Annotated in this window: 11 protein-coding genes and 1 tRNA gene; 8 read left to right on the plus strand and 4 right to left on the minus strand. The window is 69.4% G+C overall.

Annotated elements, in window-relative coordinates; all coding sequences use genetic code 11:
• The first annotated feature begins 538 nt into the window (after window positions 1-538).
• A complete protein-coding gene (locus ACTRO_RS28315) occupies window positions 539-2,302 on the plus strand; it encodes a glycoside hydrolase family 13 protein (protein WP_084316582.1) in 1,764 nt (587 codons plus the stop codon).
• Window positions 2,303-2,871: 569 nt separating this feature from the next.
• On the opposite strand, the gene ACTRO_RS28325 is transcribed toward ACTRO_RS28315, so the two are convergent.
• Both ACTRO_RS28325 and ACTRO_RS28330 read right to left on the minus strand, forming a co-directional pair.
• Window positions 2,872-4,359 carry a GMC family oxidoreductase gene (locus tag ACTRO_RS28325; protein WP_051451518.1) on the minus strand — a complete coding sequence of 496 codons (1,488 nt, stop codon included), beginning with the start codon at window positions 4,357-4,359 and terminating at the stop codon, window positions 2,872-2,874.
• A 143-nt stretch (window positions 4,360-4,502) separates the two neighbouring features.
• Entirely contained in the window at window positions 4,503-5,423 is a 921-nt protein-coding gene (locus ACTRO_RS28330; RefSeq protein WP_051451519.1) for a phytanoyl-CoA dioxygenase family protein, read from the minus strand.
• A gap of 411 nt (window positions 5,424-5,834) precedes the next feature.
• On the opposite strand from ACTRO_RS28330, the gene ACTRO_RS51505 reads away from it, so the two are divergent.
• Window positions 5,835-6,068, plus strand: coding sequence for an integrase core domain-containing protein (locus tag ACTRO_RS51505; protein WP_425394889.1), 234 nt, complete (start codon window positions 5,835-5,837; stop codon window positions 6,066-6,068).
• 374 nt (window positions 6,069-6,442) lie between these two features.
• A complete protein-coding gene (locus ACTRO_RS28340; RefSeq protein ID WP_051451520.1) occupies window positions 6,443-6,811 on the plus strand; it encodes a hypothetical protein in 369 nt (122 codons plus the stop codon).
• A 42-nt stretch (window positions 6,812-6,853) separates the two neighbouring features.
• Here the strand turns inward: ACTRO_RS28340 and ACTRO_RS46110 are convergent, their stop codons facing one another.
• The gene (locus ACTRO_RS46110; protein WP_084316584.1) at window positions 6,854-7,981 is read right to left on the minus strand and encodes a ketopantoate reductase family protein; all 1,128 of its coding nucleotides are present in this window, start codon (window positions 7,979-7,981) and stop codon (window positions 6,854-6,856) included.
• Between the two features lie 133 nt (window positions 7,982-8,114).
• Window positions 8,115-8,195 (minus strand) — tRNA-Tyr (locus ACTRO_RS28350).
• Between the two features lie 351 nt (window positions 8,196-8,546).
• Between ACTRO_RS28350 and ACTRO_RS28355 the strand changes: the two genes are divergently transcribed.
• The 5 genes from ACTRO_RS28355 (at window position 8,547) to ACTRO_RS28375 (ending at window position 14,337) form a co-directional block, all read left to right on the plus strand.
• Window positions 8,547-10,715, plus strand: coding sequence for a S53 family peptidase (locus ACTRO_RS28355; protein ID WP_063628088.1), 2,169 nt, complete (start codon window positions 8,547-8,549; stop codon window positions 10,713-10,715).
• Window positions 10,716-10,827: 112 nt separating this feature from the next.
• Window positions 10,828-11,319: a YajQ family cyclic di-GMP-binding protein gene (locus tag ACTRO_RS28360; protein WP_034267925.1), complete on the plus strand. Its 492-nt coding sequence runs from the start codon at window positions 10,828-10,830 to the stop codon at window positions 11,317-11,319.
• A gap of 124 nt (window positions 11,320-11,443) precedes the next feature.
• A complete protein-coding gene (locus ACTRO_RS28365) occupies window positions 11,444-12,028 on the plus strand; it encodes a DUF1990 domain-containing protein (RefSeq protein ID WP_034277120.1) in 585 nt (194 codons plus the stop codon).
• 99 nt (window positions 12,029-12,127) lie between these two features.
• Window positions 12,128-13,363, plus strand: a complete 1,236-nt coding sequence (locus tag ACTRO_RS28370; RefSeq protein ID WP_034267928.1) for a LolA family protein — start codon at window positions 12,128-12,130, stop codon at window positions 13,361-13,363.
• Window positions 13,360-14,337, plus strand: coding sequence for an ABC transporter ATP-binding protein (locus tag ACTRO_RS28375; RefSeq protein ID WP_211244435.1), 978 nt, complete (start codon window positions 13,360-13,362; stop codon window positions 14,335-14,337). The genes ACTRO_RS28370 and ACTRO_RS28375 overlap by 4 nt, the downstream gene beginning before the upstream one ends.
• The last annotated feature ends 2 nt before the right edge of the window (window positions 14,338-14,339 follow it).

Genomic DNA, 14,339 nt, shown 5'->3' on the forward strand with positions numbered 1-14,339 from the left:
CTCTGCACTGAGCGGATCTCTGGGCTGGCCGCAGCGCCCGGACGGGCTTCCGGTACTTCGGCTGCCGAAAACATACAGACGCGAGCTGAACTTAGCAAGAGGTCGATCTAACTTGTGCAAAAAATCAACTCTTTCTGACCGGGCATGCGTCAGTCCCCTCCCTGGTACCGACCCCGGGAGCGCTCTCCGGCGCGGCTTGACCTCGGCCGGGCCGCGGCCGGGCCGCGGCCGGCCGCGCGCAACCGGCTCGCTCCGCGCCGATCCGGACGGCCCGGCCGAGGTGCGCGGCACTCCGGGGCGCTGCAACCTTTTCGTGACCGGAAGGCGACGTCCGATCGACCCGGCCGGCGCCGGATGTCCTCGCTCAACCGGCCATCCCCGCTCGGGCCGCGCTCGACACCTCGCCCGGCGTGGGCCCGTCGGGCGTCCGGGCGGTAGCGCCGGTGAAGGCACCAGCGCGTTTCTCTCACGTACCCGGCAATGAGTGATCTAGTTTTTGCAGAAGAAACGTAGATCTCTTGCGTAGCTGTGTGCGGCTATGTATGTTGTGCGCAACCGGCACGTGACAGAGAAGGAGCCGACCGACGTGACTCTCCATCAGACCGCTGCGCAGCGCCCGACCCTCGTGGCGCCAGCCACGCAGGAAGCGGCGACCCGCGGCCTCGCCAGCGGGCCCTGGTGGCGCGATGCGGTCACCTATCAGGTGTACGTGCGCAGCTTCGCCGACGGGAACGGCGACGGCGTGGGCGATCTGCAGGGAATCCGGGACCGGCTGCCCTACCTGGCCGACCTGGGCGTGGACGCGATCTGGCTCAACCCGTGGTACCCCTCGCCGCTCGCCGACGGCGGCTACGACGTCTCCGACTACCGGGACATCGACCCCGTGTTCGGCACCCTGGCCGAGGCCGACGCACTGATCGCCGAGGCGCACGCGCTCGGGATCCGGACCATCATCGACGTCGTGCCGAACCACGTCTCGGATCAGCATCCGTGGTTCCGGGCCGCGCTCACCGCCACGCCCCGTTCGGACGAGCGGGCCCGGTTCTGGTTCCGGCCCGGCCGCGGCCCCGGCGGCAACGAGCCGCCGAACAACTGGGTCTCGCACTTCGGCGGCCCCGCCTGGAGCCGGACCGTGGAGCCGGACGGCACCCCGGGCCAGTGGTACCTGCACCTTTTCGCCGCCGAGCAGCCGGACCTGAACTGGGAGCACCCCGCCGTGCGCGAGGAGCACCTGGACATCCTGCGGTTCTGGTTCGACCGCGGCGCCGACGGAATCCGCATCGACTCGGCCGCGATCCTGGTCAAGGACCCGTTCCTGGCCGACATGGACCCGAACGCCCCCGCCGACGCCCCGCACCCCTACAGCGACCGGGACGGGATCCACGAGATCTACCGGGAATGGCGGGCGGTGGCCGACTCGTACGACGAGCCCAGGGCCCTGATCGGCGAGGTCTGGCTGCCGGACCCGCAGCGGTTCGCGATGTACCTGCGCCCCAACGAGATCCACACCGCGTTCAACTTCTCGTTCCTCTCCTGCCCCTGGGACTCGAACGAACTGCGCCGGGTGATCGACGACACCCTCGCCGCGCACCTGCCGGTCGGTGCCCCGGCCACCTGGGTGCTCTCGAACCACGACGTCACCCGGCACGTGAGCCGCTACGGCCGGGCCGACACCAGCTTCGATTTCGCCACCCGCCGCTTCGACACCCCGCTCGACCTCGAGCTCGGCACCCGCCGCGCCAGGGCCGCCGCGCTGCTGAGCCTTTCGTTGCCCGGGTCGGCATATATCTATCAGGGTGAGGAGCTCGGCCTGTGGGAGGTCGAGGACATCCCGGACGAGAACAAGCAGGACCAGATGTGGTCGCGTACCAACGGGAAGGACCCCGGCCGCGACGGCTGCCGGGTGCCGCTGCCCTGGTCCGGCAAGGAGCCGCCGTTCGGCTTCAGCCCCGAGGGCGCCACCGCGCAGCCCTGGCTGCCGGAGCAGCCCGAGGCCTGGAGCCGGATGACCGTGCAGGCGCAGACCGGCGAACCGGGCTCGATGCTCGAGCTCTACCGCGAAGCCCTGCGCGTGCGCCGCGCCGAGCCGGGACTGCGCAGCGAGCGTGAGTCGCTGCGCTGGCTGAACTCGGACCCCGAGGTCCTCGCCTTCCGCCGCGGCGACGGGTTCGCCGCCGTCGTCAACTTCGGCGCCGAGCCGGCTCCGCTGCCCGCCCACTCCGCGATCCTGCTGAGTTCCGGTCCGCTGACCGAAGACGGCCTGCTGCCCGCGGACACCGCCGTCTGGCTCCGGCTGGTCTGAACCATCTCACTGCTCAGTCCATCCGGGCGCGCGAGACCTTATTTCATGGAGGGGGAAGTCCGTGCCTCGAGCACGTCTACGTCGCGGCCTCCCCTGCGCCGCCCCGCATCGGCGATCTCGGGACGTCTATCAGGTGGCTGCGCCGACCGGACGGCTCGCGCACACGATCTCGGTGCCGCGTGGGGAAGTCGACCGGACCGGAGCGGCCGGCTCTACAGCGGCGTTCGCGGCTGCCGACTACGCCGCGAACGCCGCGCACGAGGTGTTTCGGGTGTCCGCGGGCGACTTCGCGATCACCGCGCCGGCAATGCTGTCTGCCGGCACTGCTCACCGACTTCTCGCCGCAGATCCGTGGGCGAGTCCGAGATCGAGCGCTGACTGAGGGTACGCGCTCGACAGGGAGTGCCGGACCCGGCCCTTCGCCAGACCGCACTCTGGCCGGCCGGGTCCGGCACTCCCTTTTCTCCGTCTCACGGCTTGCGACGATGTTCCACGTGGAACACTATGCATTACTCTGCATGATATTCCACGTGGAACATCGCTGACCACGCTCCGAACCGCGTGGATCCTCAGTCTGCGGCGGCGATCTCGCCGGCCATCCGCTCCGCGATCATCAGGGTCGGCAGATGCACATTCGCGCTCGGGATCACCGGCATGATCGACGCGTCCGCGACCCAGAGCCCGTCGACGCCGTAGACCCGGCCCTGCGGATCGACGACCCCGCCCGCCTGCGGATCCGGGCCCATGGCGCAGGTTCCGCATGCGTGGTGATAGGTCCACACCGCGCGGCGCAACGCGTCGGCGAGTTCGGCCGGTTCGTCCGCTCCGGCGCCGAGCCACTGCTCCGGCCCGCCGGCCAGGTCCTTGAGCGGCCCGCGCGTACCGACGTGCCGGGCCGAGCGCACGCCCTCGATCATCGCCGCCAGATCCTCGACCTCGGCCAGCAGATTCAGCGTGATCCGGGGCGGGCGCAGGGGATCCAGCGTCGCGAGCCGCACCCGGCCGCGCGAGCGCGGGTTCATCACCGTCGCCGAAACCCAGAACATCGTGGGGGTGGAGGCGGGCATGTGCTGCAGCCACGGTCCATCGCCCGCGGCATGACCCGGCGATCCCTGCGTCGCCACGACCTGGAAGCGCGGCCCGTCCGGCATCTCCTCGGCCAGTGGCCAGATCACCGAGATCCCCGGATGCTCCTGCAGATTCGCGCCGACCCCGGGCAGATCCGAGCGGCACGGCAGCCCGAGCACCGCCAGATCATGGGCCGGTCCGATGCCCGTGCGCAGCAGCACCGTCGGTGAGCCGTACGTCCCGGCGGCCAGCACCACCCGGTCCGCGCGCACGGTCCGGCCGTTCGCCAGCCGCACTCCGGTCACTCTGCCGCGTTCCAGCAGCACCCGGTCCGCCTGCGCGTTCGCCAGGATCCTGAGATTCGCGCGATCCCGGGCCGGCCGCAGATAGGTCGCTGCCGCGCTCATCCGCACCCCGGCGATGGTGTTGACCGGCGCCGGTCCCACGCCGAGGACGCCCGGCCGGTTGTGGTCGTCGACCTCCGGGAACCCGGCCTCGATCAAGGCCTCGAACGCCGCAGCGTTCACCGCGGTCAGTTCCTTGGGCCCGTAGCGGCGTATCGGCACCGGACCGTGCTGCCCGTGCCAGACGTCGGTGAAGTCGAGGTCTGTCTCGAGTCGCCGGAAGGCCGGCAGCACCTGCTCGAAGGACCAGCCCGGATTGCCCAGCCGGGCCCAGCCGTCGAAGTCCGCGCTCGCTCCGCGCAACGCGACCGTGCCGTTCGTCGCGCTGCAGCCGCCGACCACCTTCGCCCGGGCCACCGGCGTGCCGGTCCGCTCGTCCGTCAGCCCCCAGTCGTGGCTGCCCGCCGAACGCCAGCCGGAACGCAGATCCTCAGGCAGCGCCTCGGGATCCGGGTAGTCCGGACCCGCCTCGATCAGCGCCACCGTCCGGTCCGGCTGCTCGGTCAGGCGCGCGGCCAGCACACAGCCGGCCGCCCCGCCCCCGATGATCGCGACATCGACCTGCGCTACGGGCTGGTCGGACATGAATGTGCCCCCAATCCGGCTCAAGGCGGCGAATCGGGGGCACTCCTACCCGCTCCGGACGCGGCGTACGCACCGCGCGCCGTCCGCAGACAGTGCGCGGTGGGCGCGGAACCAGCGCTGCGCGCCGCCGCGGATACCGTGGGTCAGCGGTTGTTGTTCACCTTCATGTCGAGCAGGTTGCGCTCGCGCAGGTACTCGCGCAGCGGGTAGCTGTCGCCGATGCCCCAGTAGGACAGCGCGTCCTTGCCCGCGCCGAGCAGCTGCTGCTGGATCGGGGTCAGCTCGTTCCACCACGGGTGCTCGGGCGTGATGACCCGGTCCTCGTGCGGCGCGATCCAGCGGTAGGTCCAGCCGATGAACAGGCAGCGCCGGTCGATGTCGGAGTAGTTGTCCGAACGGCCGTGGTAGATCCGGCGGTCGAAGAGCACCACATCGCCCTTGTTCGCGCACACCTCGATCGCGCCCTCGGGCTGCTCGAAGTCCAGCGACAGGTCCTCCGGCCGGGCCAGCCGGCTGGTCTTGTGCGAGCCCGGGATGCACATGAAGTTGCCGCGCCCCGGCTCGGACAGGTCGGAGAGGTAGAACGCGGTGCGGATCGAGAGCAGCGGACGTTCCGGCCCGGTCTCGATCTCCAGGTTCTGCCGGCCGCCGTCCTGGTGCCAGCGCCAGGTCTTGCGGGTCTCGGCCGGGACGCCCGGGTGGATGTCGATGTGGTGGTGGTAGGCGTGGATGTTCCAGCCGAGGATGCCCCACACCAGCGGGAAGACCGTGGGCAGTTCCAGCAGCTCGAGGAAGACCTTGTCCCGGTGCAGGAAGCCCATCAGGTGCATGCTCTGGTCGCGCTTGTCCAGCCGGCCCTCGGCCTTCTGCTTCGCGTAGACCCGGTCCTGCGCCTCGATCAGCCGTTCCATCAGCTCGGCCGGTATCGCGTCGCGGATGATGAAGAAACCGTCACGGTCGAACGCGGAGCGCTGCTCGTCCGTGATCAGGATGCCCTCGTAAGGCACGGTCGGACGCTCGCTCCCGGCGGCCTCCGGTATGGACTCTCCCATCATCATGGACATAGTGCGCAACCCCCTTCTCGAGGAACTCTCCCGGGTACCACCCGCGAGCGGGAAACCGGCTGCCCTAGAGACGCGTCGGGCACGGCTCCGGTTGCAGCGACCCCCCGGACTCTACGCGATCCGCGCCGGTCACGGTACGTCGCGCGTCGCTCCGCGGACGTCACAGGACGGCCCCGGCAGGGCCGCCAGTTCGTCGGCTAGGCAAGTCCGAGCGCAGATGAGCGAGAAGCCGTACTTGCCTACTGGGGCAGCGGTCGCTGGCTTGGGACCGCGGCAAAGAGCTCGCCCAGCACGCCAGTGACGATCCACGCCGTGGCGTCGGCCCTCAACTAGGACAATGTGTTGCATTGATGCCTCGAAGCTAGTCAATACTCATCGGCCGAGTACCGCAAGGTACTGAGCAGTCACGGCATCTCGCCATCCATGAGAAAACGGGGCATGTGCTGGGCCAATGCGACGGCCGAGTCCTTCAGTGCCACCATCAGGAACGAGCTGATATACCCGACCTCGTATCAGGCCAGGAAGCATGCGGAGCGTGACAGGGCCGCGTACACCGAGCTGTTCTTCAATCGCCAACGCCTTCACTCAGGGCTCGGCTGCAGGACAGGCGTGCCGCCGGCGGCGCGATTCAGCGAGTGCCAGTGAGGAGGTCGCTGCTCACATGATCCACCAAGCCTTCGAACCGCTCGCCAGCACTGGCGACGACGTAGCTGGGCCGGGGAGAACGACGTCACGCCGCTGGAACAGCGCGCGCTGTCGGCGTTCCACAGGCAGCGCGACGGACGCGACCCGCTCTCCCTTACGCTGATCGGTGGCTACGCCGGTTCGGGCAAGAGCGAGTTCGCCAACTTCCTGTCCTCGATTACCGGGTGGCCGATTTTCGACAAGGACATCCTGACCCGTGCCCTCGTTGAGCAGGTTGCGTACGACCACTACGTGGCAGAGAGCTCGATGAACGCTGCTGTGGCGCTGGCGGACCGAGCTGGTGAGATTGCTCGGTAAATATGGCTCGGTGGGGCATGACCTACTCGGGCGTTCTGCTCTACGGACCGCCGGCGAGTGGCAAGAGCACGGTTACGGCTGTGCTCAGTGGGCTCGATGAGCGGTTCACGCTTTTCGAGCGGCTGAGGGTGTCGGCGGTGCCGAAGTCCGGCTACCGGAACGTGACGGTGGCGGAAGCGAACTCTCTTGCCGCACAAGGCCAGATTCTCTATGAGAACGAGCGATACGGGAATCGCTACATCGTGGATCGAGCAGAGATCGAGCGCCTGAATTCGATGGCTCGTATCCCTATTCTCCATCTGGGCCAGATCGACGGCATCCGTGCGGTGCAGGTGATTGGGCCGTGGCTGACCGTGAGCCTTTTTGCGGCTGGGAGACAGCTATGAAGAGAAGCGAGGCGCGCGGCGATTCCGATGTGGTGGCGCGGCTTACGGCGTGGGATCAGACGGAAGCTGACGTGGCCGAACATTCCGGCTATAGATTTCATATTGAGCTGAACTCAGAGCGGGTTGGCCCGACAGAGGCGGCTCATCTGATTCTCTGTCAGTTCCATGAGCCTTCGTCGCCAGCTTGAGTACGAGCTCGGGTGGGAAGCCCCCAGGCTGAGACCTAGAGCCCGCGAGGCTGTTGACCACATTTCGAAGGAACTCGTTGACCGGGCAGGGGATGCCGTGCAGACGTCCCATGGCCACGATCTCGCCGTTCAGATAGTCGACCTCGACGGTCGTGAGCCCCCGCTTGAGGCTCTGCCACGTCGACCCGCCGCCGCGTGGACGTCCCGGAATGTCGGCAACGTGGAAGTTGTCGCCGCGCTCGGCGTAGGCGGCCTTGAGATTGATGGGCGTGATTCCAGCGGCGCGATGGACGGCTTCACCCTCGGCCTCAGCGAGGCGGGTGAGCTCTGCCGCCGCAGGCGACGACGTGCGCCCGCACGCGGCTTGAATCGCGTTCGAGAGGTTGCGCAGTAGCTTGCCGTACTTCCAAGACATGATGTCGGAGGTGGCGTACGCGGCGAATCCCGCGTCGTTGAAGTCCTCGGCGAACGCGAGGGCACCCGCGTCAGGCGTGGAGCCATCGCAATCAACTGGGTTCCCGACCCTCCCGATATCGAGAATGCCGAAGCCGGGTGCGCCCTCGGCCACGATGACGCCGGGCTCGGCCAGCGTGGCGGGCAGCCATGCGCACACGCCATAGACGCACTCGAAGTACCTCAGCGCTGTGAACTCGTTAGCCACGCCGTTCTGAGCGCAAATCAGCGGAAGCCGCACGCTCGTGGGTTGCGAGCTCCACTGCCGGAGCAGCGGCAAGCTGTCCTGGCTCTTCACTGCGAGGATCAGAACATCGTCCGTAGTGAACGTCAGCGCCTCGGGTCCGCTGACGCTTCGCACAGACGGCCTGAGCGTCTGGGACGGCGTCACGAGCGTCAGCCCGGACGCCTGCAGCGACTCCAGGTGAGCTCCCCGGGCCACCAGGACCACATCATGCCCCGCCGCAGCGAGCGCGCCACCGATCGTGCCGCCGACGCTGCCGGCGCCAATCACGATGTACCGCGTCATATGGCCCTCCAGCCCGTATCACGCCTGTTGCACCGACGCTGATCGCCAGCGCGATTCAGTGAGTGCCAGTGAGAGAAAAGCAAACAGCCCCCGGTCTGCGTTTCCGCAGCTCAGGGGCTCATTCTCGCTGGTGTGGCAGGTGAAGGATTCGAACCTTCGTAGCTTACGCGACGGATTTACAGTCCGCTCCCATTGGCCGCTCGGGCAACCTGCCTGGGTGATCGGCCCCTCGCGGGGCGACCTCGGAAAGATTACCTCATGGCGGGGGGTGCTTCGCAACCGGCTTTGGCGGGGCGGGGGCGGGGCCCGGTGTGGGCGCGGAGGGTGGGGGCTTGGGCGCGGTGGGTGGTGGGATGCGGTGTTCGGGTCAGCGGGTCATTGGACATTTAGCTCGTTCGTGGGCGCGTCTGTTCGGGGGGCGTTAGGCCGGGCAGGTCATCTGCGCCGCCGCTCACACAATGGGCGGGCTCGGCCGCTGCAACGCGCTGCCTCGTGCCCACAACTCAAGCCTTAGACGCCACGCCCTCGGACCTCGGACTCGGACCTTCGGAAGGCCAAGCTGCCCATGCCCCGTCGACGTTTCTCTTCGCGCTCCCCATTCTCCCCGCCCCCGCCCCGATCGGCGCGCCGGAAGGCGCGCCGTGCGCTGTGCGGGATCACGGTCACCGCGACCGGGCTGTGCCTGGCCGGGTCGCTGACGCTCGGGTCGGGGGACGCGTCCGCCGCGCCTCTTTCCGCGCTGGCCGCCGCCTCCGCCGCAGCTTCCGCGTCCACCGCCACCGCCGCCGGCTCCGGCACCGCCGCCAGCGCGCTGGTGAGCGTGGCCGGGGTGCGGCCGGGCTGGGCCACGGCGGCTTCGGCGCAGGGGGCGGCGCCTTCAGGGGCGTTGACGACGCGGGTGTTCCTCGGGACGCCGGACGCGAAGGGGCTGGCCGCTTACGCGACTGCCGTCTCGACGCCGGGGGGCAGTTCGTACCGGCACTACCTGAGCACCTCGGCTGCCGCCAAGCGCTACGGGCCGAGCGCAGCCGAAGCTTCGGACGTGTCTGCTTGGCTGCGCAAGCAGGGGCTCACTGTCACCTCTGTGACCGGGCAATACGTGTCCGCTACCGGCAGCGTCTCGGCCGTCGACCATGCTTACGGCATCACGCTGCGCAGCTACGCGCTGCCGGGCGGCGGGTCGGCGGTGGCGCCGGACCGCGACCCGCAGATTCCTGCTTCACTCGCTCCGTCGGTGGCCACGATCACGGGACTGACGAGCGCTTCGCTCCCCATGTACGCGCAGCACGTCACGGCTGCGGCGGCCTCGCAGGACCTGCGGACGGGGCGCGGCGGCGGCAAGACACCCACCGGGCCGCTGATCCCGACTCCCTGTTCGGACTACTACGGACAGGTCGCCGACACCACCGACCCAGCGTTCTCCGGCGTCAAGGAGCCCTACACCGTCTGCGGGTACTCGGCTTCGCAGCTCCGCTCGGCCTATGGCGCGGTCGGACACTCGGGTCGTGATGCGACGGTCGCGATCGTCGACGCGTACGCCTCGGGCACCATGCTTTCCGACGCCGACACTTGGTCGTCACACAACAAGCTCCCGGCCTTCGCTCCGGGGCAGTACACGCAGGTCGTCACGCAGTCCGCATGGAACAACGTGAATGAGTGCGGCGGCACGGCCGGGTGGGCGGCCGAGGAGTCGCTGGATGTCGAGGCCGTGCACGCCATGGCCCCTAGCGCCAAGGTCCTGTACTACGGCGCCAACTCCTGCCAGGACTCTGACCTCCTGGCGGCACTGACCGATCTGATCACGCATCACCGCGCCGACGTCATCTCCGACTCCTGGGGCGGTCCGCTGCACTCCACCGCCGGCGACGAGTCGGCGTCGACGATCGCCGAGTACGAGCACCTGTTCCAGCTCGCGGCCGTCGAGGGAATCACGGTGAACTTCTCCTCCGGCGACTGCGGGGCCAACGACCCTGCCACCTCGTGCGGTAGCGGGGAGGGCTCCAGCTACGCGCAGACCACGTTCCCGGCCTCGGATCCGTGGGTGACCGCGGTGGGCGGGACCTCCGCTGCCGTCAACGCGCACGGGAAGCTCGCTTGGAGCACGTCTTGGGGAACCGACGCGTGGCTTCTGACCGGCAACGGCGCCAACGCCACGTGGCAGTCGCTGGGCTGGATCTTCGGAGGCGGCGGAGGCGCCTCGGCCGACTTCCCGCAGCCGCACTACCAGCGGGCTGACGTGCCGTCGTCTCTGGCCAAGTCGCTGCTGACCGGCGGCACCGCGCCCAGCGCGCGGCGCGTCGTACCCGATCTCTCGCTCGACGCGGATCCCTTCACCGGCATGCTCGTCGGCCAGACCCAGCAGCTGCCCACGGGCGCCACCGGGTACGCCGAGGCCGCCATCGGCGGGACCAGCCTGGCCAGCCCGCTGCTCGCCGGGTTGGAGGCGGACGCGATCACGGAGCGCGGCGGCGCGCCGCTCGGCTTCATCAACCCGACGCTCTACTGGATCGGGCCGGAGCACCACGGCAGCGTGGACGCGCTGCACGACGTGCTGGACAAGCCGTCGGGAGTGGCCACGCCGATCGCCGAGGTCTTCCCGCCGTACCAGGGGCAGCCTGCCGCGATGGCCGGCCTCGGCGACGACCTGAGCCTGCACGCCGGTTACGGCTACGACGACGCCACCGGCATCGGCACGCCGGGCCCCTTGTTCATCGAGGAGCTGGCCGCGGGCTGACGCGCCTCTCGCCGCACCCCGCGCGGCCCGATCCGCCTGCCGGACTCGATAGAGTTCGAGGGATAACGGACCGGTGACGTGCGGGGTGTGCCCGAGGCTTAAGGAGGCCCAGATGGCGAGCGAGTCGAGTTTCGACGTGGTCAGCAAGGTGGACCGGCAGGAAGTGGACAACGCGCTCGGCCAGACAGGCCGTGAGCTCACGCAGCGCTTCGACTTCAAGAACACCGGCGCGTCCATCTCCTGGAGCGGCGAGAAGATCGAGATGCGGGCGGGCACGGAGGAGCGGGTCAAGGCCGTGCTCGACGTGTTCAAGGACAAGCTGATCAAGCGCGGCATCTCGCTCAAGACGCTGGAGGCGGGCGAGCCGGCCGCGTCCGGCAAGGAGTACAAGATCAGCGCCGAGGTGACCGAGGGCATCAGCCAGGAGAACGCCAAGAAGGTGGCCAAGCTGATCCGCGATGAGGGGCCGAAGGGCATCAAGGCGCAGATTCAGGGCGACGAGCTGCGGGTGACCTCGAAGTCGCGCGACGACCTGCAGGAGGTCATCGCGCTGCTCAAGGGGCAGGACTTCGACTTCGCGGTGCAGTTCACGAACTACCGCTGAGCGCGGACTACCGCTGATCACGCACTACCGCTGAGCGACCGCGCGAACGCGTGCAAAGCAGGGCAGGCCTGGTCGGGCCGGGGCGACGTCCCGGCCCGACCAGGCTGCTTTTATGCTCGGCTGCATGAGCGACGTGGGGGGATTCACCTATCCGGAGGTCGGTGCGACCGAGGATGCCGGGCGGCTGCCGAGCGGCTACCGGTATCTGGAGCATCGGATGCGGGTGGGAACCGGGGCGCGGGACTTCGCGACCGCCGGCGACGCGGTGCTCGATTGGCGCCTGCATGCCGGGATGCACGTGCGGCCGCGGGCGGATCGGCCGCGGGCTGAGGCGGGGGCGCGGGTCACCGTGCATCTCGGGCCCAACCGGCCGTCGTGGCTCTGTATAGCAGCGCCTTGCGAGGTCGTCTGGACGGCGGACGAGCCGCGCCGACGCGGGTTCGCGTACGGGACGCTGCTGGGGCATCCGGAGCGGGGCGAGGAGTCGTTCATCGTCGAGTGGGACGGGCCCGAGGACTCCGCCGAGGCGGCGGGCGCGGCCGACCCGGAGCGGGCGGCGGAGACCGGGGCAGTCTGGTTGACCGTCAGGGCCTTCAGCGTCGGGGCGAAGTGGTACAGCCGGGCAGCCGGGCCGATAGTCCCCCTTCTTCAGCATTCGTATGCTCGCACCTGTGGCGTAGTGCTGCGTCGGCTTACTCGTTCGGCTTAACGAAGGATCACGAGGCGGTCCGGGTCCTTCGTCAGGATGACCTGAAGTAGGACCCGTGGTCGGATCCCGCGAGCGCCGATCAGTGCTGTGATGGTGGGTATGAACGAGACGAGCAAGACGAGCAAGACCTGGTACCGCCGTGGGTCCGTCCGTGCCCTCGTGCCGCTGTCCGTCGTCGCCGTGGTCGCCGGTTACGCGGCTCTCGCGCCGACCCTCGCGAGCGCGGCGCCTTCACTGCCCGCGATCTCCGCGCAGCAGCTGCTGACCCGGGTCGCCGACTCGCACGTGGACGGGTTCTCCGGCACCGTGAGCGTCACCGCGAACCTGGGGCTGCCCGAGCTGCCGAACTTCGTCGGCAGCGCCAATCCGCTGTCCCTGATCACCGGGACGCACCTGCTCCAGGTCTCCGCGAACGGTCCGGCACAGCAGCGGATCGCGTTGATGGATCAGTTGTCGGAATACGACGTCATCCACAACGGCAGCCAGATCTGGACCTACGACAGCGAGACGAACGAGGTCGGCAAGGGCACGCTCGACGCGACGGGGAAGGCCGCGGGCAGTGCCGCCGAGGAGAAGGCCGAGAAGCAGCGGGAGCTCGCGCTCGCGTCGCTCACCCCGCAAGCCGCGGCGCAGCAGCTGCTGGCCGCGATCACGCCGACCACGCAGGTAAGCGTCGGCTCGCCGCGCACGGTCGCCGGCCGCTCGGCGTACCTGCTGGTGCTCAAGCCCAAGCAGCAGGGCTCGCTCATCGGCGAGGTCGAGATCACCGTGGACTCGGCCACCGGTGCGCCGCTGGGCGTCGCGCTCTACCCGACCGGGTCGGCCACGCCGTTCCTCGACGTCGCCTTCACGAAGGTGGACCTGACCGCCCCGCCGTCCTCCCGCTTCGACTTCACTCCGCCGAAGAACGCGAAGGTCACTCCGCTCGACCAGTCCGGCGGCACGAAGACGCCGGACGGGATCACGCCGGACACCCTCGATCCGCAGGCTCTCGGCACCGGCTGGCTCACCGCCGTGGAGCTGCACGGGATCAGCCTCGACCAGCTCAACGCGGCGCTGTCCTCCACCGGTCGCGCGGTCGAGTCCGGCAAGGGTTCGGCGGCTACCTCGCCCGAGGCCGACGGCGGCAGCCAGCAGCTGATCAGCGGTGGCGTCAACGGCTACCTCAGCACGCTGCTCGGCTCCGGCAAGAGCGTGACCGGCGCCTTCGGCACCGGGAAGCTGTACTCGACCAACGTGCTCACGGTCCTGATCACCGACGACGACCGGGTCTTCCTCGGCCCGGTGACCGCCAGTGTGCTCGAGGCGGACGCGGCGAAGCAGGGCACGAAGTGAGCGTCGGGGTCGAGGTGGCCGAAACGACGGCGTCCGCAGAGGCGCCGGCGATCGCCACCAGCGGGCTGTCCAAACGCTTCCGAGGCGGCCAGTTGGCGGTGGACACGCTGGATCTGAGCGTGCCTCAGGGCGCGGTGTTCGGCTTCCTCGGCCCCAACGGCTCGGGCAAGACGACCACGATCCGGATGCTGCTCGGCTTGATCACGCCGACCGCGGGCGGCTGCCGGCTGTTCGGCGAGAGCGTGGACGCGAGCAACGTCCGCACACTCACCCGGGTCGGCGCGTTGATCGAGGGTCCGGCGCACTACCCGTACCTGAGCGGCCGGGCGAACCTGGCCCGCTACGACGCGGCCGACCGCACCGCCGACCCGGCCACCCGCGCGGCCCGGATCGACCGCGCGCTCGACCAGGTCGGCCTGGGCAGCGCGGCGGGGAAGAAGGCGAAGAACTACTCGCTCGGCATGAAGCAGCGGCTCGGGCTCGCCAGCGCGCTGCTGCAGCCGCGCGACCTGCTGATCCTCGACGAGCCGACCAACGGCCTCGACCCGCAGGGCATGCGCGAGATCCGCTCGCTCATCGCCCTGCTGGCCGGGCAGGGCACGACGGTCTTCCTCTCCTCGCACCTGCTCGACGAGATCGAGCAGGTGTGTACGGACGTGGCGATCATGAGCCGCGGCCGCCTGGTGAGCCAGGGCTCGGTGACGCAGCTGCGGGCCGGCCTGCGGGCGAGGCTGGCGGTGACGACGCCCGACCCGGCCGACGCCGCGCGTGTGCTGGCGGAGCAGGGTGGAGATGACATCCAGGTCGTCGACCAGCGGGTGGACTGCGCGGCACGCGAGGATCTGGCGCCCGACGTGGTGTGCGCGGCGCTGGTGGCCGCGGGTGTACGGGTGCTGTCCTTCGGGGTGGAGCGGCCGTCGTTGGAGGACGCGTTCGTGGCTTTGACCGGAGAAGGTTTCGATGTCGCAGGGTGACG

Source organism: Actinospica robiniae DSM 44927 (assembly GCF_000504285.1).
Classification (GTDB): Bacteria; Actinomycetota; Actinomycetes; order Streptomycetales; family Catenulisporaceae; genus Actinospica; species Actinospica robiniae.